Consider the following 24,482-nt stretch of genomic DNA (forward strand, 5'->3'; position numbering starts at 1 on the left):
AGGTATAATGTCAATCATCACCAGTGCCGGAATAACTACACTTGGACCAAATTCCTGCACTTTTAATTCCCCGCAACCCGGTGCAACCGGAAAGGACATCATAGGGATATTTACAGTTTAGCGAATCAGATCAATTGATAATCACTGCTAATCGGTTTTTATTCGAAATACTTGATAAAACAGTCTTCGATTTAGCTATCTCGCTATAACTCGGTATGGTCTGCTTTGGCACCATATGCGGCGGTGTATCTTTTGCAGTAAAAAACTCATTCCCCGAATCACTCGTATTTTTCTCATCGAAAAGTCTTATTTTTACACCCTTTTCAATTTCGGATGGAAATTGTACCTTACGACATATTACTAGAACAGGAAAAAGAATTAACCAGGCAATTAGAAATTGTCATCAATTATAAAAAGACTTTTTATCCTGAAAGATCAAGCGAGGTTGAGGTCCAGAATCGCACTCCCCCGCTCCATGCAGAGCCTCCTAAAAAACGTAAAAGAAGGCATAGCAGAATGCCAAGCAAACTGTCAACCACAGCCGTAACAGAGTGTATAGCTATGATCAATAAAGGATCGAGGAAAGATATCGCCGGTAAATTGTTCGAACTTTACCCGAATTATTTTGACTATGAATGGGATGCCTTAGGGCTGGTCGTTAGTGTTTTGCAAAGATTACTTAATACCAACAAAATTGAGATAATAGAAAAGCTGGCTCCAATCCACGGCGGCAGTATCTACAAGTTGAAGACCAGCTAAAACAATGAAAGCCCACGTGCGGGCAAAACATCCTACGCTGGTAAAATTTAATTCCTGTACATCATATCATAGTTAACCGCATACCGCCCGGCTTTTCAGTGTTTGGTGATTTTTGTTTTTTTCGTTTTTATGGTGGCTGAAGAACTTGAGTTATGACACATTCAACCAATGTCCTTAAAAGGTTATGAATACGACAACTTGAAAAAGATCTATAAGATACGTTACTGATAAAGAAAGCCAAACAGCATTCCTTAAGCTATTTTTGGTCTGCACCCCGCATCGCCCTGCGGTTACGACATTTTTGAGTTTCGCAAAATCGCGGGGCAACGGGCTCCTTGCCCCATATTTTATTACCTGCACGTTTCGGATGGTTTTTAAAATGCTCGTTTCGTTCCAGAAAGTGCCTATCGATAGCAGCCTTGCATTCTTCTATATTGGCATAGTTGCTGTTATGTATAACTGCCCTGGCAAGCCCCGCGAAGACTGATTCGATTACATTTAAGAACTGGGTACAGGATGGTAACGGCATCGGCACGACCAACGGTTTGGCTTCTTTGTTATGCTCTTCGATAAAGTTGAGTAATATCTTTGACCTGTGCCAGCTTACATTGTCCCAACAAAGGTATATCCTTTTTTGATCCGAATATCGGGATATAAGTACTTCAACAAGTTTAATGGTTTCGAACGTATTTTTCTTTGTGGAATAGAAATGGATTACCTGATTAGTAGCTAATTCAAGTGCGGCTGTACATATTACAACGCCTTTGTGTTTCTGTTTATCCGGAATATGATAGGGCTCGTTTTCTTTTTTCAGCATCGTCCCCCCTTTGATTTTAACGCCTACCGGACCGTATTCATCAATAGAAAAGAATTTCTCATCTTTTCCTAATCCCCTCAGGACACGTTGTAATTTATTGATCTTTTCGCGAAACTTAGGGTCTTGACTGGTGAACATGTCCCTCGACTTTTTAAAACGGTAGCCGTTATGTTTGAGCGTATAAGAAATTTGCATCCACGAAATTTTCTCTGCGTAGACTTTTTCGTAGGTCTCCGTCAGCGCGGTTATTGTCCAACTGGTACGGTTTAACCCGTGCTCTGCAGGAGGTTCATGGAGCAATTTAATGACTTTCTCCGCCCGCGAATTCATACGTTTAATTACAGTAGGAAAAATCTTATGCTTAGGCAAATCGAAACCGCTGAAGCCTTTGGTCTGGTAGACGTTGATCCATTTTTTTGTGGTCTCAAAAGTAGCTTCTGTTTTATCAGTTATATTTTTATAGCGGGAGGTTTCGAGCGCCATTAAAAGGGTAGTAGAGATTTGCCATTTCCTCCGCTCGGCTGAATGTTTCCATTTTTTTAAAACTTTCAGGTCAGCCTCCGGGATGGACGGTATTATCGTAGGCTTTTCCGGATAGCCGTTTTCTTTGATCCATTTATAAAACAATTCGGTAAATGGCAGGTAAGTATATCCCTGGGGACATATCTCGCGATATTTTTTCCACACAGGCTTGGCCTTTACCCCAGGTTTTTCATTTGCCAATAAACGTGGTATGAGGCCAAGAAACTGAACATAAAGCCGGGTCCTCCGATGTTGTTTCGGCTCCGCAGGCATGAAAAAATTCATATCTTTCAGCTTTTCCGGATAGGTAGCCTTAATGAGTTTGAATTCGGTCATATAACGCCAGGAAGTAACGGTAGAAATGTTGAGTTTTTTTGCGATCCGGTAAGACGTCTCATCACCCCGTATGAATTGCCTGCGCATACGATTTATTTTCTTTTGAGGAATCTGGTGCCTTATCATAACATCAGGCTTCGATAATATTAATTTAACCTAACAGATGGACATTTGTTTTAGTCGATCGGATAGTGAAGCGGTAGGTATCCATTAATTGAGGTTTTTCGCTTTCAAAATCAGCGACCTTTAGGAATAAGAGTAAAACGTTTCCTCCGATTATCTGTAATAATCTATTTAATGATATGGCAGAAAATACCACTATTATTGTCAGCGCATTCTCCGGACTTGCAGGTGCGTTAATTACTCAGGCGTTAACCGGCTTGTTTGCATATTTAGGAGATAAGCGAAAATCCGATATTGAACTTACTAAAGAGTACAGGAACAAAAAGGTCGAGATAGCAGAAAACTATTACTATGTTACCGGCGAAACCATGTCCATCCTGAAGAAAAGTGTACAACTATGGAGAGGCCGAAACATACCGCGCAGTGAGGCGAGTTATAAATCGATGTCTGAAAGCTTAAAGGAAGCTGATATTCGCTTAAAGCAGATGAATATCGATAACTGGAGGCATAACTTAATAGGGCTTTATTTCGAAGTTACGTTATCTTATGACGAACTGATTGCTGCTAATAACAAATCGCATGAATTGTACTTGAAGGTGCTGGATATCGAAGACAAAATACGAAGTGTTAATGACGAAGACAAAGAGCGGTTATTTGGTCATTACAGCGTTGCTATATTTGATCTGTGCAGCCAATACGATGCAGTCTACGATATACTTGCTATGGATATGAATAAAATAAGGTTGGAATTACTAAGTACCTACAATGTATAGGTAAAGACGTTCAAGGGCATTGAATCCAATGCACCCGAATCTAAATTTATCGGTCTGAGATTATAACTTATATCATAGTCATGATCAATTATCAAATCTGGCGGATACGGGCATACTAAGTTTAATTTTACGCAGGTAGCTTAATATGTTCCGCGATAACTTCTATTAGCTGAGCATCTGCACAACAAATTAGTAAGATCCCTATACCTGACAATAAAAAACTCCTTGATAGAAAAATTATCATACAAATGATAGACATTGTTACTTTTTGCAAACACCACAGGTCAAACCTTGCTTAGCACAGCGTTTACAGTATTTGCAATTCTTACAAGCACGACAAGGACTTTCACCTTTACATGTAGCATACTTTATGCTTGAAGTTTTATCAGCGGGATTAAAGCTGGTTGTACTCATAAGAGTTCCCGCAGCCAGGGAGAGGATGACAAGGTATCGTTTCATAATAGTTTTAGGTTCTTTGTATAAACCTACTCACAATCAATGACATTTCAAAGCCAATCGAAATCTTTACGACTTAAATCCGGCTTCCATTTAGGTTTATAATCCTCATCCATATAAAAGGTTTGCCAATGGCTTACCCTTAATGCCTTATGACGCACAGTAACCGTAATATGAAGTTTCTCTTTGCCCATGCTTGTTAAAGTATGCCTCAATATGTTGCAAACGATCCCGACAAAGTGGTCTGTCAAAGGCTTGTTACCTTCAGGTGGGAAAAACACTTCGTTGTAATAATCGATATCAAACCGGCAAAGGTCTATAGATAAGCCCCGCCTGTTGTGAAACTCAAACAGGTATTTCAAATCGTGTGGTGTAATCTTGTTTTTAAGTTTTGGGTTGTCTTCAACCCATCGGATAAGGTTGCGCTGTGCTGCTTCATTGAATTTACCTATTGAATACGCTGTCATACCACATTAATCAAATAGCAAAATTGCTAAATTAATTAGCAAAAAGTCAAATAAAGATTTCAACCTTTCATTTGCTTTCATAGATTTGCGATATGAGAAAACAAGTATTAACTGTTACGCTGATAGTAATATCAGCAGCTTTAATTTCATGGGGATATAAAGGCCATAGAGCCGTTGCGACCATAGCACAAAAGCATTTGACCTCCAATACAGCTTATGTAGTTTCGGCGTATTTAAAAGGTGAAAGCATGGCCGAGGTAAGTACCTGGGCTGATGAACACCGCAATCCGACAACCGCAAAGTGGCACTTTTTAAACCTGCCTTTGGGGTTAAACCATCAGCAGTTTGTGGATTACGTCAATCAGCAAAGCAACGATAATGTTTATGGTGCCATCCTTAAAGAAGAAGCTATTCTAAAAGATAAAGCTTCGACATCTGACCAAAGAAACAGTGCGTTAAAATACCTTATACATTTAGTGGGTGACGCTCACCAACCAATGCACATCAGTCGTGCCGAAGATAAGGGCGGTAATACTATCCAAGTACGTTTTGATAATGCCGGCACAAACCTGCATAGCCTTTGGGATAGCAAGCTTATAGATCATGAGGGCTTAACCGAAGAACAAATAGCAAAGCAATATGATTGGGCCAATGAAACTCAAATAAAAAAATGGCAGGCTGATAGCCCAATAGAATGGCTATGGGAAAGTTATCAGATAAGCACAGAGCTGTACGCTGATATAAAAGCGGGTCAAACCATTGATGAAGCTTATTACAAGAAATACATTCAAACCATACACTTACGTATCGACCAGGCCGGTGTAAGGTTGGCCGGTGAGTTAAACAAGCTGTTTAATGATACTAAAGTTAAGGTTGCTCTATTACCACCTCCGTCAACATTAGAAATGCCTGTTCCGCCACCACCGATTAAACTTGAAGAAGCAAAAAACAGCATCTACAAAGTTGTTACTGTTACAGGAAAGGTGTATAGTTTTAAAGATATTAAAAGTATGATCTTAGTTAACTTGGGTGCTGCTTATCCAAATCAATTGTTAACTATCGCATTAAAAGGTGACGCTAAGCAATTAATCAATCAAATAAAAGATAAAACTATAACAGTACAGGGAAAGATCATTGACTACCAAGGCAGGCCAGAAATTGTCGTTACGGACGTCAACACTGTTACCATTGGCAAGTAGTAATCTCAAGATAGCGACAAGCCAGAACGCCAAGCTGATTAAGCCTGGCGTTTGTATTTTTAGCCGTTTCCTGTATGCCCACCTTCTTTGAGATGAGAAACCAATTGGTAGCCACCACCGCTCACTCCACCTCCTTCATCTGCGCCACGAAAGCCTCCACCACTGGAAGCGCCACCATCGCGAAAACCTCCACTCGAACCAGCACCACCTTCAAATAAACCACCGCTCACGCTTCCTCCTTTAAATGTTCGGACCCCATCACCACCATTAAAACTTGCTGCGTAGGCATGGCTTCCGCTGCCCCCATCTTTTAGGGACATTGCAATTAAATTAGTTTTAGCATTTACGCTGATCATTGCAAGCAGAAGTACTGCCATTAAACTTAAAGTTTTCATTTCGTTGGCTTGTGAAAATTATTGCCGGTTCGCAGGATCTTCGGCTCCCATAATATACCAACAGACAGTTGTTTGCTACAATGGTTTAACGATCGGCAATCCGCCAGCAGCTTCCTTTCCATTAAAATAAAAATAAAGGTCGCAGCCCGGTTCAGGCGGTATAGTACCCCCCCTTCCTGAATTATTGCTAACCCTTATTTCGGGACACTTGCATATTTCGTAGCGACCACGGAAAGCCTCGGATCATTCTTACCCAAGGCCTTCATGATCAAACCCTTCGTTGCATTTAACCTGTCCGCAGGCACCTCATATCTAACGGTATAGCCTGGGTTCTGGTTAAGGCATTCCACCACCCTTTTAATCTGGTTTAAAGCCTTTTCAGAACCTGCCACATTTAATTTCCGGTCAATTAACGTTTTACCCTCAATACCGTCAAACTTCACAAATTGCCTGCCCCGGGTTTTAGGGTTATCATACCGGAGCATCGGCGTCAGTTTATGCATGGTATCGAGACTTCCTGCACCGTGCGCGTGGTATTCGAAAGTATCAGCCTTTGCGAAAGATTTTTTTTCGAGCGTAGTTCCCAAACCACGGTTAACCGCAGAATCAAGGACTATGGTGGTCGACTCGTTATTAGGAGTAACCACCGTTTCAGGATGGGCAGCCCCTCCAGGCCCCGCACGATTGATCGATTTGGTCACATAACTCACTTCAATAGAACCTGAACCGGTTTTCCTGGCTGACCGGTATTCATTCTGTTCTTCGCTTCCCCTCGCCGATCTCCTGTTATAAAAAAACCATTTCTTTCCTGCATCGGCCACCGTAAAACAGGTATCATAACCATCCATCGTCGGCACGAGGTAAACCTCACTTTTACGTGGCTGGGCCTGAGTTTGTGGCTTTTTAGTTTTCTTTTGGGCATAGGTTAGCTGGACCCCCATTAACGTGATCACGGCCAATATCACGCCGAGGACACGCAGTTTAAAGCAGAAATTCATAGGATTGGACTTTAGTAGTTATGAAACCAAAGAAAAGGGATTCCTGAAAAATTAACTTTCGAGATCGTTACAGATACTTTCTTATTTGTTGCATCCAATCTTCATGAATAGGGAAATGAATTACTGAGGTATCTGAGGAGAGAAAGCAAAACCTCGTACATCTGCAAAGACTACCAAGCGTAACGATTTTCATTTTCAGGGTGGGATAAAGTGCCCCCTTTTTAGCAGGCCAACAGCCTAAATAGCTTAAAATAGTTCAATTCAAAGCAGGCTAAACGTTATTTTTTGCGTACTGCGTAGAACTTAATCACCTTTTCCACGCCACCCTTTTCCCACTGTTTTCGCGTACCAAAACCCTGTTCCTTTGCTTCAGGAATTCAATCCTTTAATAAAACATGCTATGGAACAAAGGGATCTCAAGGGAACAGCAACAATTGCCGCAGCGGTCAGCGATGATGGCAGCAACCCGGCAATAACGGAACATGGCTATGCCGTCTACCTCATTGACCAGGGCCTGCCATATTCGGTCAATACACCGTTCCTTGTCACAGGCCCCCCTGACGGATTCAATGACTGGCTTCTCCATCTATCGCTCCTGCCACAAAATTTCGATGCCCACATCAGGCCGGTCATCCAATTCCTTAAATCTTTAAATCTGCCTTTTGCCATTCCGACCAATACGAAACACCATATCGCCATCCTTAATGGTAATGCCGGCTTCCGTTTGACCGGTCAGGTCATTACCATCGGCGTTGACGCCGCCATCGATCTGCAAGGCATAGTCGCCCGATTAGCTGAGCTAACAGCAAATGCCACCGGTCCCACAATGCCTTGCGCTTACCACCTGACAGATATCATCGCCGTCAGTCATGGTTCATTAACCGACAACGGCATTACCGGAAAACTTCACACAGCGATCTTTTACGGCTCCGCTATTGCCGATCCTTTGATCGTGATGCTGAAATCAAAAGGCGAACACTGGCCATTCCAAAATTTCAGGCCACTCAATCCTTACAAGGGAAGCAGGCTGCTTAACAGGCAGTACATCCCCCTGGAGACCCTGAAAAAAGAACCCAAAGGGAACGTCATCAAGGTCATCCGGATCAACCACATTGTTAATATGCAATGGTGTGTACTGAAACAAGGCAGGCGTTACCAGAGCTTCGACCATTACGGACGGGACGCGAAAGACCGCTTGGCATGGCAGTACCAGGTCCACCGCCGATTGGAAAAAAGCGGAATCCTCCCCAAACCCATCGAACTTTTCGAACTGCATGGCGATACCTTTTTCGCCATGGAATACAAGGAATCCGTTACGCTTACCGAAAAGGCAGCGCAATCAGCGGAAGGGCATGCGTGGCGCGCCATCCCCGTCGATAGAAAAAGATGCATGATGGCATACCTCTCAGAGGTCGTCCGGATCCTGCACCTCCTCCATGCCGAAGGCATCGTACACCGGGATGTAACCCCATCGAACTTTATCGTGACCGACGCCGAACAGGTATTTGCCATAGACATTGAATTGTGTTACGACTTACGCAGCCCCGAACCTGATCCCCCTTTCACCTTAGGTACACCCGGCTTTATGTCCCCCGCGCAGGCAGCCGGTTCGCCCCCCTCGTTTGCCGATGACATCTATAGTTTCGGCGCGCTGATGATCTCCGTAATGACCGGTATTTTACCCAACCGGCTGAACCAGGCGGATAAAGATTCCCTTGCTGATAACCTCAAGTGGTTTATCGAATCTGTTACCATCACCTCACTGATCGTTACCTGCCTTGATGCAGATCCCGCATTAAGGCCAACATTGGACGATATCCAACATGTCCTGGAGCTTTACGATACCGTGCTGATGACCACGCAGGATGTACCATCTAATGTTCCTGCGATCAGCCCCCGTCTTGCCGCGAACCTGTTGACCGAAGGATTTAAAACACTCTCCTCCATGTCAGGCGGGGCCGGACATTCCGAATTATTAACAATCATTTTATTCAACAGGTATTTTCCCAGGGCGGGCGATGCGTTTACACCTGATGCAGTAACTACCTGGCTGGATTCCTGCCATATCAGCCATCTGCCCGGATACGACCTGAAGTTATTAGCCAGCGAATTATCCAGGCTGAAGGACCATACCGCTCTTTTACTTAGGCTGATGAGCAAAACGGAACCAGCGGTTGATGTTCCCCTTGATGACACCAACTCCTCATTTTCCAGGGGTTTAGCCGGGCGCGGCCTGAAACTGCTCGCTCTAATCGGGCAGAACCTGTTCCGGCAGGAGCCTGATGAACTTGCCGGGATCGTTAACCGTATCATCCGGCTTCAGGCTAAAGATGGTTCCTGGACAACCACAGCCACGATGGCAAATGCAAAGGGGTACCAGGTAACCGGTTTCTCCCACGGCGTCGCCGGGATCACCTACTTTTTACTGAGCTATTATGCAAAATTCCACTCAGCGGGCTCGTTTGAGTCCATCACCGCCGCACTGGACTGGCTCAAGAAACAGCGCAAGATGGAGGGTCATCAGTTGACCTGGACGGTCAGCACCGAAAACAATACCGTGGATCCCTGGCTCGAACATGGCTTCTCCGGGGTGGCCCTTGCCTTCATCAAGGCCTATGAAGTTCTCGGGGATAGGGAATACCAGGAAATCGCATCACAGGTACTCACCTACCACCCGGAATATATCACCAGTAATCACTGCTCCTTTGGTAACGGCCTCGCCGGTCTCGGTGAGGTTTATCTGGAAGCGTTCCGTGTGTTCGGTAATCGAATCTGGCTTGAACGGGCAGGCGCGATACAAGGCGCTTTACTGAATAGCTGTTACCGCGATAAGGAGCAATGTTACTGGCTTGATGGCACGCAACTCGAACCAAAGCCTGACTTCTGGTCCGGAAACGCAGGTATCCTGCATTTCCTCCTCCGGATTACCCGTCCCGATGAGATTCATTTTCCAAACCATTTAATTTCCTGACCATGAAAAAAGAACTGTTATACGAACTGATCACCGGAACCTTTGTACTGCTGTTCCTCTACACCGGACTGAGCAAGATCCTGGACTTTAAGAATTTTGAGGTCTCCATGTGGTTCCAACATATGCCCCGCTGGATAACCTTGCCCATGATCTATCTTTTACCTGCCTCCGAAATCATCGTGGCCATATTGCTGATCAGCGGTAAAAGCCGCATCGCAGGACTGTACCTGTTTCTCCTGATGATGGCCGGCTTCAGCCTGTATGTCGGTACGGCAATGCTACACCTTTTCCCAAAGGCACCATGCGCCTGCGGCGGTGTGATCAAATCCCTGGGCTGGGGGCCACATTTCATATTGAACTTATTATTCACCGGCCTGGCCTCACTTGCCCTGCGGCATTACCGGCATCAACGACGATCCACACGAAATCCAAAAGCCATCCAGGCTCAAAATATTTCTCGCGCGCGAAATCAGGTTAACACGGGTCCTGCGGTAAAACCCCTGAACATCACTAAATAACAGAAAACATGAAAAAGATGAGAATGGCCTTAATGGCCGTAGCAGCCCTTTCAGGCGTAGGCAGCGCTTTCGCATTCAGCCCTAAACCAAACGCGACCACCTACTATGCAAGGCAGACCAGCGGCAGCAGTTTCCACTGGACGCAAACCGTTCCGAACCCGAACACCGCAACCTGTTCGGCCCAGGCCAATGAGATCTGCCAGATCTCAACCAATGTTGCGCCAACTGACAACGTGGTTCCTGCCGGCCATACGCCGACAGGCCAGGTTTTCAAAAGCAAGTAACAAAAAAGAACCTGCCGGGTGATCCGGCAGGTTCTTTTTCATGCTCAAAGATAACTGTCGATCAGCTTCGACATCTCCTCTACCTCCAGCACCGGCTTAGGCCCGAGCTTGCCATCTTTGTCGATCAGGACAACCGTCGGGCAGCCCCGGACATCATATTCGCGAACCACATCAGCTGCGTATCCTTTCCCGCCCGTGTACAGGTTTACACTGAGTGCCGAGGTGTAGGCATTGGTCTTCAATGTTGCAAGCCATTGCCCGCGCTTTTTATCGACGGAAACCGTGATAAAAACAACGGGGCGGCCGGCATACTTCTTTTCGAGCATATGCATCCTCGGGGCCAGTTCCCTGCAGGCCCCGCAGCCCGTAAACCAGAAGTCAAGGATCACCAGTTTCCCCCGGAAGTCTTTCAAACTGACCAGCCTGTTCTTCCCGTCCGGGAGTGTAAAGGCCGGGGCCATCGCCCCTACCGTATTCGCCGCAAGGATCTTTTTCAATACAGTCCTGAGATCGCTGTTTTTAACATAGTCCAGGGCATTATTAATATCGGCGGTCCGCAGTTCCGGGTTCGTCCTTTTGATAATAAACAGGTTCGTCACCAAAAGTTCGCGGATCTCCCCTTTGAAATTTCGCGAGGCATACTGATAGAAGTCGTGTACCTGGAACTTCCTGTGCATAAGGATGCAGGAGTCGGCCAGGTAGTGCTGGTAAATATAGTCCACCGAATAACCCGATCTGGCGTTCCCAAGGGAGTCAGCAGCTAAAAAGGAAGGAAAGCTGTTCAAAGGCTTCCCATACTGTTGCAACGCGGTTTTGTAACGCTCTCCGGCTTCGGGTTTGCCCGCGGCCGCATAATTAAAGTACCCCAGTTTGATACAGGCTGCTGAAGCTTTTACGTTATCGCTCAGCAAAGCCCAGGCCTCAGGCCCGATCCGGGTTTTCATGCCATCCAGGTATTCCAATGAAGCAATAGCGGCCGAATCGGTATGCGCAAAGATCCGCGGCAAGGTCGAAGGCGTAAAACGCAAGCGGTTTCGTCGTAACGAACTGTCGCTGATACTCTGCAGTCTTTGCTGGGCCAGGAACCTCTGCGCTGAGGGGCCTGTAAAACGGAACTGTCCGTCTTGGATGACCATGGCCATATCGTCGCCCGGAAAGAGCAACAACTGCTCTAAAATCCTCATGGACGGACGGTGGAACTGCACCTGGATATACTGCGGGTATCCCCGTGCCGGGATAGCAAGCGTAAACTTTCCCTTGCGGCAAACAGCATTGAAGTCCCCGGCAATTTCATCAAGCCTGCCGGTGTAGCGGCGCACGGTGATTGTAAGGCTATCCCCCTCCCTGCTGAAATCCGTTGCTACGTCGATCCGGGTGGTCTTTTGCCGGGCAGATAGCTGGGCGGAACAACCCAGGAATGCCAGGACCAATAAAAGCAAATTTTTCATGATGTCCCTCATTATCGTGCATTCTGGGTCAATCCACCTAATTTAATCTCGATGTCAGGCATCGGAAAGGCATATCGCGGGTCGTTTGGCGGCAGCGTATAGGTGACACCTGCGACGGTGCGGTGCAAGGTCACTGCAAACCGCGGTTCCTTGTTCAGTCTCCGAAGATCTGTCCAGCCAAGACCGCGAAGCAGCAATTCCTTTTTACGTTCCTTCAGGACCAATAACAAAGCTTCATCCGGGCTTGCGGCGGCATAAGGAACGAAAGTCCCGGTCTTCCACCGGTTCTTCAAAAGGATATTCAGTGAGTTCATTGCCCCATCCGCGTCCCCTGCCCTTGCCAGGCATTCCGCTTTGATCAGCAGGATCTCATCTGTGGCCAGACCATCGTATTTTTGCCCCATGTAATCGTAGGAACCCACAAACCTCGGGTACTGCGGAAGCTTGTCCAGGATCGTAAAGAATTTGGATTTGCGGAGGTCATTCGGGTCATAGCTGTTGTAAAACGCAGGATCGATATACATGTCACGGCGGATGTTATAAACCGAGTAACCGATGAGGCAGGAATGATAAATATCCTCCGACAAAAAGCCTTTGTCAATGTTGGTTGTACCGGGACTGTTCAGCGTGTTATAGTCCGTCAACGTCGAAAACTTCGCGAGACAGGCATTCGCATACGTCAGCGCTGTGGGGTAATCCCCCATCGCCAGGTAAATGCGTGCCAGCAGGGCGTTGACCGCGATCTGCGAAGGTTTCACGGGTTTCGTTGCCCTTTCCGGCAGCGCGGGCTGCGCGGCCTTCAGATCGGAAAGGACCTGCGCATAAGAGTCGGCAACGCTTGCCCGGCCGGGACGTGTATTCAGATCAGAGGTCAGGCGAAGCGGGATTCCCGGTAAACCCGCGGCTTTGTCCTTGTCATAGGGCATGGCAAAGGTTTGAACAAGTCCGTAAAACGCCCAGGCCCGATAAAACAGCGCGGTGGCTTTGACCCGCTCATAATCAGCCCTCTCATTATCCGCAACCTGAATACCCGGGAGCGCATCCAGAACGACATTGGCATAGTAAACCATCTGGTACGGAAAATTCCAGTCGATGGACTGCGTGACCGAGGCGTCAAAAATATCCTTTGACCAGAGGTACGAGTTCCTTTCGGGCGCCGACAGGTCCGGTAACACCTCGTCCTGGACCAGAAAATCATCGGAAGCGATCTGTCCGAGGCCCGGATCCGGCTGGCTGTTGAACACATCTTCGTTCTGAAGCAGTCGCTGCAGGTCCGCTAACGTTTTTGGGATGTTCAGCGCCTGGTTGGGTTTGGCAGCCAGGAAATTGTCCTGTTTCCTGCAGCTGTTTGAAAATAAGCCCATGATGCACATGATGCACCCGAGCAATGGGGAGGTAATTGTTTTTCTCATGGTTAAAATCTGGAGTTAAAGCCAATGGAAAGGGTTCGTGGAAGCGGGTATGCACCCGAATACAGGTCGGGATCCAAATGATGTTTATTGGCGCGCCACAGGATCCCTGCATTGTTCAGGTAACTGAACACCTCCAGTCTTTTAAATACCGGATGATGCCCGGTAAATGGTTTGAAGGCATACGAGAGGCGGATATCCTGGAGCCGGATATGATCGCCTTTATCGACCAGCGCCTGCGAGTACTGGTAAAATGTCTGGCGGTCCGCGTTCGCGGGAGGCATCAGGATGGCAGGCACCGTTGTCCGCAGCTCGTCACCCGGGTTTTGCCAGCGGTCGGCATAATCCCTGTGGACACCACCGTAGGCGATCTGGTCGTAGGACAAGGCGGTCGATGTCCTGCGGAAATAATAGTTGAGCTTGAAGATCAGGTTGGCCGATAATGTCCAGTTTCCGTAGCTGAACGTATTCCTCAGTGAACCAAAGGTCGTTGGCCTTGCCGGGCCGTTATAGTAAAGGTCCGCGACGGTGGTCGCCGAGATGATCCTGTTGTAATCGGTACTGAGCGCACCTTCGAAGTAACCCTGCGGGTCGCCCGTTTCATGCGTCAGTGGCCCGGAGCGGAAACTGTAGATCCCATAGATCGGCTGACCCGCCAGTGGGGTGATCGTCCCACCGTTTCCATCGCCGGCGGCAAGATAAGTAATGACCGAACTCGGGCTGTCATAGACCTTTACCCGGTCGGTCACATAGGTCAACAGCAAATTTGTAGTCCACCTGAAATTATCTTTGACCATATTCCGGGAGTTAATCACCAGATCGAGGCCATGCCCGGTAGTCGTCGCCGTGTTGCCATAGAACGAGATGAACCCGGTCGAAGGCGGTAGCGGTGAGCTTCCGAACAGATCGATACCCTTCTTGAGGTAGTACTCGATACTTCCCGAAACAATATTGTTCTTCAGGCTAAAATCCACGCCAAAATTGGCAACACGTACTTTTTCCCAGCGCAGTTCGGGGTTTCCGGGACTATTGACAACATTATAGGGAACACCGGAGTAGTAGGAATTGCTTTGCTGTAAAAGCGTCGTCACTGCCGAGGCGGTCTTGTTCACATTCGCGTTGTAGCCATAGGTTGCCCTAAGCTTTATGTAGGAAAGCCAGCTGAGCTGATAAAAATGCTCCCTGCTCATGTCCCAGGCGAGACCGGCTGAATATAAAGGCACGGATTTGTGATTGGTCGCCACCCCGAAAAGGTTGGACCGGTCGATCCTGCCGCTGGCGGAAAACGTATAGCGGTCGAGATAAGTATAAGATGCATTTCCAAAATAGGACAGGTAATGATCGGTGAATTTTTCAAACCCGAGGCTATTGGGGACCTGCGCGTTCCCGCCGTTGGGGTTCAGCGTGAAATAGCTGAGGTAATCGACCTGGGCGAAGCTGGTTTGGGTTTCCCGATCAAAACCATAAACGGTGCCACTGCGGTTTTCAGTGATGGCAGCGTCGATCTCCGCGCCGGCAATGGCGTTGACCCGGTGTGAACTGCCGAGCGTCTGATCATAAGCAACCTGTGCCCTCGAGCGGTGGGAACTGAGCTTTCCTTCCGTCTGCTGGAGGACCCCTCCGACCGGGACAGGATATGTGAAGCCGCCGGCTGAAGCAGGCTGCGCATATTGGTTAATCAGGTTCCGGGTATAAAAAGTAGCCGTGCTGTAATAATTGTTGCCGCTGGTGAGCTGGTTTTCATATTGATATTTAAGTGATATATCGAGGCCGGGCAGCAGCCGGTATTGGACACCGGCGCTGATCCGGTTTTCAGCGGAACGGATCCGGTTGTCCGCATTATGTAATTCGTCCAGCGGCCGGTATAACCAATCGAGGTAGCCCGATTGTTGCGCGTCCCTGGCGAATCCATAGTTCAGCCCCTTAACGACAGACAGTGCATTTCCGGAAGCATCCGCGAAAGTTTCGTAAGGAAAGGCCGCAAAATACCGTCCCCCCGGCCTGATGTTATCCGCCGTGTTATTATTGGTGGCGTTTGTCTGGATATAGTTGATCCCCGCAGACAATTGCAGGTTTTTTACCGGGTAGAAATTATAATTGCCGTTCAGGGTGATCCGGTTGTTCGTGTTACCGGCAAGCTGGGTATTGTTGTGGTCCTCCCCGGCAGAAAAATAGTAGTCGCTTTTATCGCCCCCACCCCGAAAATTGAGGCTGTATTGTTGTAGTAAGCCTTGTTTGTAAAAATATTTATCCAGCCCGCGCCTGGTATCCTGGTTACCAAGCTCGCTGATCTGCGCGTTGACCGCTTCGGCTGACACCGTACCCGCGCGTTGGGCTGCCAGCAGGTCAACCACCGGGGATACGATCTGTAAAGGGTCACCGATCTGTGCATCATAAAACCCGGTTTTGAAAAGCCGTTGCTCGATCGCGATATAGTCCGGAGCATTGAGGTATGCCGGGTTATAAAACAGGTCCGGCTTCGCGGAAGCCGTAACATTTGCATTCAGTTCGATCGACATTTCCGCGTTCCGTTTTCCTTTTTTACTGTTCAGTACGATCACGCCGTTACCTGAGCGAACGCCCCAGATGCTGGCAGCAGCAGCATCTTTCAGGATCGTGATATTTTCAATGTCGTTTGGATTGATATTGCTGATATCCCCGTCAAAGGGGAACCCATCAAGCACGATCAGCGGCTGGCTGTTGGAGAAAAGCGTATTCGTTCCCCTGATGCTGATATCATTATTTCCCCTGGACGATCCGCTGGTATTGCGGTTAAACAGCAATCCGGGTGTGACGCCTTCAAGCCTGCTGACGATATCGGTGCCTGTCCTCCGGTTGACCAGCTCATTATTTAACTGGGCAAATGATCCCGTGGCGCGTTCTTTCGGCAGGTTCTGATAACCGGTTGATACGACCGCGACCTCTGCAATGGTTGCTGTTAGCGGCTTCAGGCGGATGCGTTGAAAGGGCATGCCTTCCTGCGCCGTGAAAACAAAGGGCTGGTAGCCGATAAACGAAACAGCTATCTGTTCTCCCGGCTCTGCCATGATCGTAAAATGCCCTTTTTCATCAGCATAGGCTACCACACTACGGGCCCTGATCTGAACCGTTGCCGAGTTCAGGCCCTTGCCTGCGGAATCAAGGACCTCGCCCGCGATCCTCACAGGGGGGGTGGACGTGACCGGTCGTTTCTTTGTGTCCTCAGGGATCTTGCGGCTGATTACCACGATCTTCTCCTGCATTTCATAATTGAGCGGCTGTGCGTCAAATATTTCTTTCAGTACCAATGAAAGTTCCTGTTGATGAACGGTGATGGTGACCGGTTTCGCGTAAGGTATGGCTCCCTCGGGTAGGACAAAATCAAAACCGGTTTGTGCACTGATTTTTTCCATCACGGAAAGCAGGGCGCTGTTTTTTTCGGTCAGCGTAACTTTTTGAATCAAAGTCCCGGCACTGACCTGCATGTTCAGGATCACCATTAAAATGGCCGCAAGCCGGAAGGCTTTCAGGACCAATGAGGTGCGGCGGTGCGGCCGTACCAGTTTTTCTTTATAAAATCTGTACATTCGTCACATAAGTTTGGCGGCGTTGTAACCGGGTGACTTTGAGCGGTTCCGGGAGCAGCGCGATGGGTTAATCATTTGAATTAATTAGGACGGCAGGCTTAAGCCAGGTCACCGGGTTACGTCCCGGTTCCTGGCTTATTAACTACTGATTCTTATTGAATGATTTTTACTTCCTCACAATTACCCTCCTTCCTTCGACTTTAAAGTGAACTATTTGAGTTGCTTCCAGGGCGGCCAGCACTTTGCTGATATATCTGGAGCGGGAAATTTTTCCGTTCAGGTGTTCATCCGGAACAGGCCCTTCGAAGCGGACCTCGACCCCGTACCACCGGGAAAGTTCGCGCATCACCTGTTCTACCGGGGTATTGGTAAAACGGAAATAGCCGTCCTTCCAGGCGACCGCATCTGCAGTATTCACAGGACGGATCAAAAAGTGACCGTTATCGTTCAAAGCCTGTTCACCCGGTTTGATGTCCCTTGCCTCCCCCTCCATTTTACTTCTGACCGTTACCCTTCCCACGACAAGTGTCGTCAGCCACAATGGGTCATCCCTGAAAGCGCGGACATTAAAATGGGTACCCAGTACCCTGACCTCCTGATCCCCACTATAGACGACAAAGGGGTGGTGTTTATCCCTTGCCACCTCAAAATAGGCCTCCCCGGTCAGGTTAACCCTCCTTTCTTTTTTTCCCTCAAAAGAGGTTGGATATGACAATGAACTGGAATTGTTCAGCCATACCCTTGTACCATCCGGGAGGCAGATCTGCCAGATCCCGCCCACAGGGGTTGAAATTGAATTTTGTCCGAATGCCTGGTCCCCTTTTTGGTGACCTTCTTCCTGGTAAATGACCTGGCCTGATGCGTTTTTGACGATACCGGTGTTACCCTGGGAAGTGAGCTTGCCGGTAGATGCTTTGGTAAGATTGATCTGCTCCCCGCCTGCGAGCGTAAGCACGGCACGGTTTCCGCCCGGAGGTATGTCCCTGCGGTTATTTCCGGCGATCCTGTCACTTTGATGAAAAACCACCTGGAGAATGAGGGAAACCGCAACCACGGCAACGGCAGCCGCCGCCATGAGAAAACCTCCTGAAAATTTTCCGCCCCTGTTTGCGGGCAGGTTTTGAAAAACCTCCGCGCGTAACTTCGCAATGACCTCATCTGGCGGTATCACCACTTCTTCACCGCTCTCCAGATACCAGGCTTCAAATACAGCTTTCTCTCTTTCGCCTAGTTTTCCCTCAACATATTTACGGGACCAGTCTTTGATTTCGTTTTTGTCCATATCCGCTAACCGGTGCGTCCCGGTTTACAAGACACGACAGCTAAGCCCGGTCATTTCCGAAAAAAAAATTTCAAATTTTCAGAAATGTGAAATTGATAAAGAAAAGATGATCAGCAATGCACGACATAAGGATTTGTACCTATAATATAATTTTGCTGAACGGTGTTATTTTCAAGAAATGGAGCGGCCACCTTCCTGTCGGAACATCAGAAATATCTTCCCGAACTGGCCTGGGAATCAAGATACTGATGCCATACCAATCATGAATCAGCAAAAGTTATTGGCTATAGTACCTCAGCAATTTATCTACAAATATTTCATAAAAAGCTCCCTTCCAAGCCGTCGGCATCTAACCGCACAGGGTCCGAAAATCCATCAGGAAACCCCCGGCCCAGTGAAACGGAGCTTGCTTATTGAACGACATTAAAATAGCGGCTTGCGCAACTACCCTTCCCTATCTTATTTGAGTCAATATGTCCCGGATCACTTCTGCCTGTTCAGCTGTCAGTGTAAATTCGAATACTCCGCCGGAATAATCAATCCGCAACCCAGTGATCTTGCTGTTTATCAGCCGTTGTTCCTTAATCGCAGGAAGCGGATAATGAATCCGGACATTACTTCCATGGACGCCCTCTTCAGTGGCTGATCGAATTGCTGTTTCGTTGAAAACAAACATTGAACTGTCGTTATCGATGACGAAAGTGAGTTTATCCCCCGGACTAAGTTCCACAATGTCGCTTAGTCCTGTCTGAAGTTTCACCGCGAGGACCCTCTTATTCTTTATCCTGACGCCGAACATAAACAATTGCTGCTGGTGCGCACCGCTGTCTAAAGGCACCGAAACGATCAGTTTTTCAGCGGTTTTCAAAACCGCATTCTCCGCGTCATAGACCTTAGCGGTGTCAACCTTTTCAATATCCTGGGCGTTTGACAATCCCGGGGTCAGGATAATCATCATTAGGGCTATGATGAGGGTTCTGATCAAAATTTTATATGTTGCTATTCCTGTTTGTTTCATAAACTTATTTATTTGCGGGAATATAGGTTTCCACATTATATGTAAAATCCACACCATTCGCAGATGCAGGGTCTATGCCATAATTATGCAATCGGATGGTCAGGCTTCCCGGATTCGCTCCCACATATCCAAAGTCCACCGGCGTTCCATCCTTTGCATTGGCTGGAATGATCACATTCTGCCCCGATATCCAATTATAAGGGTTGTTGCTTTGCGTATAATAGCCATCGCAGTAAGCATACAGCGCCGAGGTGAACGTCCGAGGCACATGTCCGGTGACAATCAGGTGCCCGTTGCCGTCAATATAGGCAGTCATCGAAAACGCTGCGTAGATCGGCGGCGTTGTATAGGAGGTCGATCGGTTATTGAAAGAAATATTTTGATCGAAAGTAAAGTTGACCCCGTCCATAGCAGTTGGCGCGATACCGTAATTGTAAAGCCTGACATTGAAGGTGCCCGCGTTCAACCGCATTTGCCCCAGGTCTACGGTTGTTCCTTTCAGCGAGTTCAGTTCCACATTCACGTTTTTGTCACCAAGGTAAATTTCCGCACCACCATTCTGACTATAGTACGCTCCGATAAAGCTGTAAAAAGTATTAGAGTACAAATCGTGTAAATTCCCGGTAACCAACAGGTGGTTATCTGCTGAGACCGAAATTGTTGGTTCGAATTTATCCGAAAGCGGCGGTGGCGTACCCGTACCTACCTTGAAGCTGTAATCCGTAAATCCTGTGAAACCCCAGTGATCGGTTGCCGAAACCCTGAAGTTAAAAGTACCGGTTGTCCCGGCAGGTGGAGTACCTGAAAGGTCACCGGTAATATCATTGAATGTCAGCCAGGATGGTGTTGCCGTGTGGGTAAGCGTATATTTCCCATAGCCAAGTGCCCCGTGAAGCTTTGTTTTGTACAGGACTCCGGCCTGGGCGTTCACCAGGTTTACCGGTGCCACAATAACAGTGGGGATTGGTTTTACGGTTAACACAAAATCCTGTGTAATGGTAGCAGCCGCGCCATCGGTTACCTTAACGCTAAGGGTTACCACGCCGCTTAAAGTCGGGGTTCCGGTGATCGTTCCGTCACTATTGAAAGTGAGCCCGGTCGGCATCGTTCCTGAAAGCCGGGTAAAAGTATAATTAGGCTGTCCGCCGGTGGCCGTTATCGTTGCTATACCCGGTACATTTTGAATGAACTGCCTGATACTGTTACGGTAAAAAGCGAGCGGCTTTGAGGGTAGCGTGTTACCCAGTAAGGTACTTCTGTCCCGGATCCCGTTCGCATAGGCCTGATTACCCAGATCCGTGGGGTGGATTCCGTCAGCAAGATAATCTATCGTAGCCGGGAACAGGTTTTCAAAATCAACAAAGCCGCAATAGGTTCTGCCCGGTCCCGTTCCGACTGCGCGCTGAACATCCCTGAAATCATTAGCTGTCGGTCCGGTGGCCGCAAGACCGTTATCGGCATAGGTTTCCGAATTACCGTCTTCGTAGAACTGGGGGCCAACGCTTTGGATATAAATTTTCGCGGAAGGTTTTAAGGTATGAAGTTTTTCAACAAGCCCTTTCAGTTCTGTATAATACTGGTTTAACGGCGTGGCGAATCCATAGTCATTCACGCCGATCTGGAACCAATAATTGCCAACATTGTAATTGGCCAGTTTTTGGGCGAATGTCCCTACAGGATCCGGGTCGGCACCGGTGCCAGTTTGTGGTTGCGTATCGGTATGGAGGATACGTCCGGCATAACCCTCGGAAAAAATATCTCCGGTAAAACCATACGCGGGATCCCGGGCTATCTTCATCATCCATACGTTATTTTGTGCATCAGATGAAATATTGAAACCTGATAATATAGAATCATGGATGAACAACACACTGTTTGAGGCCGCAGTCGTTGAAGGAGACACCGTGGTAGTCGTGCCTAAAAGGTAGACGGCCCGCAGGTAGTTGCCGCTACGGCGGATATGGGGGTCGACCAAGGTGCCGTTCACGGAATATGTTCCCTGGCCCGGCATCATCACCTCAACCGTCTTCGTGCCCGCAGGCAAGGCATCGGACACGTATTGAACAATCTTGGCCTGGTCGTTTCCTTCCACCTGGTAATACTTATACAAGCTGCCGTTGATAAAAACAGCGGGACCGGAAATATTACTGTCTTTATCGCCCGCGTACGGACTATAGGCAGAGGGGATTGTGGCCCCGCCGCCAACAGCTGACGGCGCGCCGTAAACACCGTCCTCGATCATACAGCTGGTGTAAACGGTAAACAGATCGTTTACGGGATCATTGAAATTATTAGGGTTGGTAACACGCTGAACAAGTATAGCGAGCCTGGCCGCTGATGCAGGTGCGGTGATCTTATAGGTTGAAGTATGTGCCGGATCTTTAACCAAAGATTGCGGCGGCCCAAGCTTATTGCCCGAAGCGTCGAAAAAAACATAGGTCGGGTTCGTGGTCAGGAGGCCTGATATCGTATAGGTTTTTCCTTCGGTTACTTTGATCGAACTGTTGATAGCGTTATAACCACTAACGATATTTCCAGCTGCGTCAAAATCAAAGCCACTCTTTACCGCAGCCATGGGGAAACGGTTTATGGCACGTTTATCATAGAAATCACGTACGTATTCTATGGCGATGCGGGTCGCATCGGTAGTAAAACGCATCCGCGCGTAGGCAGAATGTTGTAGATATTTTTTTCGGGCCGCGTTATATTGATCGCTCCAGCCATACCACTGTGTTTCCACGTTCCCGATCAGCGATGAAGCATCTGCGCGGTAACGCCTGAACGCCCCCGACATGCCAGCCTGCTGGAGGGTGAGGCACAGGTTCTTTTTAAATTCGCCCGTTGCCTGCGCAGACGAATTACCGCCGTTGAACATGACAGCGAATATATATTCCTTCTGGGGGTCAAGGTCACGGATAGACCAGCCGTAATCCGTAAAAGAACCTGACATGAGAAAAGTCTTGCGTGCAGCTATACCCAGATCGGATGTACGGATCAACTGGACCTCGATGGTTCCGCTCCCCCTGGCAGTAAACGTGAGGTTCCCCCTCATTTTGACCAAAGGTGAAGTAGAGCCAACGGTCGAAAAGTAGACAAAACGACCGGCATTCGCCGGTGCGTTCTGCGCCTGGTTAACGATCCCACTCGCATCAGGCGCGATGGTGTAGGTTATTCCCGACCCAACCGGCGCTTCCTGTTTCCATTCGTTATCCAGTATATCGGTATTGATAAAACTACCTAAAGCGTTCGCGGCCGTAGATTCCGCATAAGCCGGTCCAGGTACTGAGTTTGCGTTGAATGCGTGAACGATGGATATCGTATTATCCAGATCATTCGCAGCGATCAGATCAGCCTTACCATCACCGTCAAGGTCGTTTGCGGCTATCCCGAACGGCGAATTTCCAACGGTAAAATCGATCCTGCTGCCGAAAGTGCTCAACGAGACGGATCCGGAAGTTGAGTTATTCTTAAAGATGCTAACTACTTTATCATCATAGTTACCGGCCACGATATCCTGCTTGCCATCCCCATCAACGTCTGCAAGAGCGACCGAAACAGGTTGTTTAAGGGTCGTCAGGGTAGCGTCCTTGGAAAAGGATGTCGCCGTAAAGCTGGCACCACTGCCTGTCAGGGTGTTCCGATAAACGAAAACAGCGCTTTGGGTTGGTGCGAAAGATGTGACCACCAGGTCCGGCATCCCGCTTTGATCAATATCTGTGGCATAGATCGAGGTAGCCCCTACACCCGTCATCATATTATTGCTGACCTGGTAGGACGCTGCAGTAAAAGCACCGGACGTCACGTTCTTCAACAAAGAAATACTACGTGAGGCCAGGCTCCCCGCAATAATGTCCGGCTTTCCGTCACCGTTCAAATCCGCTACCTGGAGGGCGCTGGTTGGGCTGTTTAAGGCGATATCAACACGCGCTGTAAAATTCACATAGGTTGTTCCCGTAGAGGTAATGTTACGGATTACCGAGATATTATTCGAGTTCAGGTCATTCACAACAATATCAACCCTGCCGTCCCTGTCGACATCACCCATCGCAATGGCGCTGGCCGGCCCCGATAGCTGCCAGTCTAGCCGCCTGAACGATATGGAACGCGCCAGCGGGCTGGCGGTATAAGTAGAAAGATTCGTAAAAACGGATAAGGCGTTCGATCCCTGGTGGACCACAGCGATATCAGGCTTGCCATCACCGTTAAAATCAGCTACGGCCATGGCGAGCGGAACACCAACGGTTGCAAAATCAGTCCGGGAAAAAGATCCGGTAGTAATACTATAACCTGTCGCGCCGTTAATAAATACGGAAAGCGTGTTGTCCGTACTGTTGAGGCTGATGATATCCGGTTTTCCATCCACATCGATATCGGCCACTGCGGTGGCGACCGGGTTATTGCCCTGTTGCAGGTCCACGCTGGGATCCATATCCGAGGTACTAAAAGTGCTCAGCGGAGTAAATACCGGCGTAAACTGCGTTGCCGATAAGACGGAAAGTTTGGTTGTGGGGTTAGTTACCGAAATGCGCTGGTACCCTGCGCCAACCGGTACCGTTACTATAAGCTGCGTGGCCGAAAACGAAGTAACATTGGCCTTCACCGGCCCGAAAAACACCACGCAATCGGAGGCGAAATTGGTACCGGTGATGGTTACCGAAGCGCCCACGGTTGCCTTCGTCGGTGCAAACGAGGTAAGGGTAGGAACTTGCGCAAGGACATCATTGATACCAGTTAACATTAGTAATAATATAAAGAATGAATAACCTATTTTCATACTTTGTTGTGATAAGGTGAAAGTTAGAATTGAATAATTTTACTAATTATCTTAATGTATTTAGTTTTTGTTTTCCGTTTATCGCCGTAAAAAATATTTAGAGCGAATATTCAAGCAAAGTCCTATGGCCTGTTTCCAAGATAAACCGACTTATTATATTTAGTTGTGTTAATTCAATAATAAAACATAGTTAAATCAATTTTTAGAATCGTAATCTGTCTCTCCTCTCTTAAATTTAGCCATTCAAGCACTGGGCAGGATTAGCCTAAGCATCAAAACATGTTGCAATCTCGAAAATATGACACTCATGTATTATTGAATCCGCAATAGTTACAAGTCAATCGAAGAATATAGCGTTTGTTCAATT

At 47.8% G+C, this 24,482-nt stretch carries 16 protein-coding genes; 6 read left to right on the forward strand and 10 right to left on the reverse strand.

Annotated elements, in window-relative coordinates:
- Window positions 1–333: 333 nt before the first annotated feature.
- Window positions 334–759, forward strand: coding sequence for a hypothetical protein (locus tag AAFN85_RS13705; protein ID WP_347527956.1), 426 nt, complete (start codon window positions 334–336; stop codon window positions 757–759).
- Window positions 760–1,015: 256 nt separating this feature from the next.
- Here the strand turns inward: AAFN85_RS13705 and AAFN85_RS13710 are convergent, their stop codons facing one another.
- Window positions 1,016–2,521 (reverse strand): IS630 family transposase, encoded by a 1,506-nt coding sequence (locus tag AAFN85_RS13710; RefSeq protein ID WP_347527957.1) that lies wholly within the window; start codon window positions 2,519–2,521, stop codon window positions 1,016–1,018.
- Between the two features lie 215 nt (window positions 2,522–2,736).
- Between AAFN85_RS13710 and AAFN85_RS13715 the strand changes: the two genes are divergently transcribed.
- The gene (locus AAFN85_RS13715) at window positions 2,737–3,330 is read left to right on the forward strand and encodes a hypothetical protein (protein ID WP_347527959.1); all 594 of its coding nucleotides are present in this window, start codon (window positions 2,737–2,739) and stop codon (window positions 3,328–3,330) included.
- Window positions 3,331–3,836: 506 nt separating this feature from the next.
- On the opposite strand, the gene AAFN85_RS13720 is transcribed toward AAFN85_RS13715, so the two are convergent.
- A complete protein-coding gene (locus tag AAFN85_RS13720; protein ID WP_347527960.1) occupies window positions 3,837–4,253 on the reverse strand; it encodes a hypothetical protein in 417 nt (138 codons plus the stop codon).
- A gap of 92 nt (window positions 4,254–4,345) precedes the next feature.
- On the opposite strand from AAFN85_RS13720, the gene AAFN85_RS13725 reads away from it, so the two are divergent.
- Window positions 4,346–5,452, forward strand: coding sequence for a S1/P1 nuclease (locus AAFN85_RS13725; protein WP_347527961.1), 1,107 nt, complete (start codon window positions 4,346–4,348; stop codon window positions 5,450–5,452).
- 59 nt (window positions 5,453–5,511) lie between these two features.
- Here the strand turns inward: AAFN85_RS13725 and AAFN85_RS13730 are convergent, their stop codons facing one another.
- Window positions 5,512–5,847 (reverse strand): hypothetical protein, encoded by a 336-nt coding sequence (locus AAFN85_RS13730; RefSeq protein WP_347527962.1) that lies wholly within the window; start codon window positions 5,845–5,847, stop codon window positions 5,512–5,514.
- 194 nt (window positions 5,848–6,041) lie between these two features.
- Window positions 6,042–6,845 (reverse strand): hypothetical protein, encoded by an 804-nt coding sequence (locus AAFN85_RS13735; protein WP_347527963.1) that lies wholly within the window; start codon window positions 6,843–6,845, stop codon window positions 6,042–6,044.
- A gap of 400 nt (window positions 6,846–7,245) precedes the next feature.
- Here AAFN85_RS13735 and AAFN85_RS13740 point away from each other — a divergent pair, with 400 nt between their 5' ends.
- Genes AAFN85_RS13740 through AAFN85_RS13750 form a run of 3 tightly spaced genes read left to right on the forward strand, consistent with a single transcriptional unit; the run spans window position 7,246 to window position 10,618 of the window.
- Window positions 7,246–9,816: a lanthionine synthetase LanC family protein gene (locus tag AAFN85_RS13740; RefSeq protein ID WP_347527964.1), complete on the forward strand. Its 2,571-nt coding sequence runs from the start codon at window positions 7,246–7,248 to the stop codon at window positions 9,814–9,816.
- 2 nt (window positions 9,817–9,818) lie between these two features.
- Window positions 9,819–10,334, forward strand: coding sequence for a MauE/DoxX family redox-associated membrane protein (locus AAFN85_RS13745; protein WP_347527965.1), 516 nt, complete (start codon window positions 9,819–9,821; stop codon window positions 10,332–10,334).
- 8 nt (window positions 10,335–10,342) lie between these two features.
- Window positions 10,343–10,618: a DUF6520 family protein gene (locus tag AAFN85_RS13750; protein ID WP_347527967.1), complete on the forward strand. Its 276-nt coding sequence runs from the start codon at window positions 10,343–10,345 to the stop codon at window positions 10,616–10,618.
- 44 nt (window positions 10,619–10,662) lie between these two features.
- Here the strand turns inward: AAFN85_RS13750 and AAFN85_RS13755 are convergent, their stop codons facing one another.
- From AAFN85_RS13755 to AAFN85_RS13780, 6 genes are all read right to left on the reverse strand, one after another.
- The gene (locus tag AAFN85_RS13755) at window positions 10,663–12,066 is read right to left on the reverse strand and encodes a TlpA disulfide reductase family protein (protein WP_347527968.1); all 1,404 of its coding nucleotides are present in this window, start codon (window positions 12,064–12,066) and stop codon (window positions 10,663–10,665) included.
- Window positions 12,067–12,077: 11 nt separating this feature from the next.
- A complete protein-coding gene (locus tag AAFN85_RS13760; protein WP_347527969.1) occupies window positions 12,078–13,478 on the reverse strand; it encodes a RagB/SusD family nutrient uptake outer membrane protein in 1,401 nt (466 codons plus the stop codon).
- 2 nt (window positions 13,479–13,480) lie between these two features.
- The gene (locus tag AAFN85_RS13765; protein WP_347527971.1) at window positions 13,481–17,041 is read right to left on the reverse strand and encodes a SusC/RagA family TonB-linked outer membrane protein; all 3,561 of its coding nucleotides are present in this window, start codon (window positions 17,039–17,041) and stop codon (window positions 13,481–13,483) included.
- A gap of 166 nt (window positions 17,042–17,207) precedes the next feature.
- On the reverse strand, window positions 17,208–18,323 hold the full coding sequence (locus AAFN85_RS13770; protein ID WP_347527972.1) for a FecR domain-containing protein: 1,116 nt from the start codon (window positions 18,321–18,323) through the stop codon (window positions 17,208–17,210).
- Window positions 18,324–18,777: 454 nt separating this feature from the next.
- Complete coding sequence (locus AAFN85_RS13775; RefSeq protein WP_347527973.1) at window positions 18,778–19,341, reverse strand: hypothetical protein; 564 nt, start codon at window positions 19,339–19,341, stop codon at window positions 18,778–18,780.
- A gap of 4 nt (window positions 19,342–19,345) precedes the next feature.
- Entirely contained in the window at window positions 19,346–24,115 is a 4,770-nt protein-coding gene (locus AAFN85_RS13780) for an FG-GAP-like repeat-containing protein (RefSeq protein ID WP_347527975.1), read from the reverse strand.
- Window positions 24,116–24,482: the final 367 nt, after the last annotated feature.

The organism is Mucilaginibacter sp. CAU 1740, assembly GCF_039839285.1.
Lineage (GTDB): Bacteria > Bacteroidota > Bacteroidia > Sphingobacteriales > Sphingobacteriaceae > Mucilaginibacter.

Coding starts and splice junctions, on each gene's coding strand:
- AAFN85_RS13705 (WP_347527956.1), top strand. CDS start 334: ATGGAAATTGTACCTTACGACATATTACTAGAACAGGAAAAAGAATTA.
- AAFN85_RS13710 (WP_347527957.1), bottom strand. CDS start 2,521: ATGCGCAGGCAATTCATACGGGGTGATGAGACGTCTTACCGGATCGCA.
- AAFN85_RS13715 (WP_347527959.1), top strand. CDS start 2,737: ATGGCAGAAAATACCACTATTATTGTCAGCGCATTCTCCGGACTTGCA.
- AAFN85_RS13720 (WP_347527960.1), bottom strand. CDS start 4,253: ATGACAGCGTATTCAATAGGTAAATTCAATGAAGCAGCACAGCGCAAC.
- AAFN85_RS13725 (WP_347527961.1), top strand. CDS start 4,346: ATGAGAAAACAAGTATTAACTGTTACGCTGATAGTAATATCAGCAGCT.
- AAFN85_RS13730 (WP_347527962.1), bottom strand. CDS start 5,847: ATGAAAACTTTAAGTTTAATGGCAGTACTTCTGCTTGCAATGATCAGC.
- AAFN85_RS13735 (WP_347527963.1), bottom strand. CDS start 6,845: ATGAATTTCTGCTTTAAACTGCGTGTCCTCGGCGTGATATTGGCCGTG.
- AAFN85_RS13740 (WP_347527964.1), top strand. CDS start 7,246: ATGGAACAAAGGGATCTCAAGGGAACAGCAACAATTGCCGCAGCGGTC.
- AAFN85_RS13745 (WP_347527965.1), top strand. CDS start 9,819: ATGAAAAAAGAACTGTTATACGAACTGATCACCGGAACCTTTGTACTG.
- AAFN85_RS13750 (WP_347527967.1), top strand. CDS start 10,343: ATGAAAAAGATGAGAATGGCCTTAATGGCCGTAGCAGCCCTTTCAGGC.
- AAFN85_RS13755 (WP_347527968.1), bottom strand. CDS start 12,066: ATGAAAAATTTGCTTTTATTGGTCCTGGCATTCCTGGGTTGTTCCGCC.
- AAFN85_RS13760 (WP_347527969.1), bottom strand. CDS start 13,478: ATGAGAAAAACAATTACCTCCCCATTGCTCGGGTGCATCATGTGCATC.
- AAFN85_RS13765 (WP_347527971.1), bottom strand. CDS start 17,041: ATGTACAGATTTTATAAAGAAAAACTGGTACGGCCGCACCGCCGCACC.
- AAFN85_RS13770 (WP_347527972.1), bottom strand. CDS start 18,323: ATGGACAAAAACGAAATCAAAGACTGGTCCCGTAAATATGTTGAGGGA.
- AAFN85_RS13775 (WP_347527973.1), bottom strand. CDS start 19,341: ATGAAACAAACAGGAATAGCAACATATAAAATTTTGATCAGAACCCTC.
- AAFN85_RS13780 (WP_347527975.1), bottom strand. CDS start 24,115: ATGAAAATAGGTTATTCATTCTTTATATTATTACTAATGTTAACTGGT.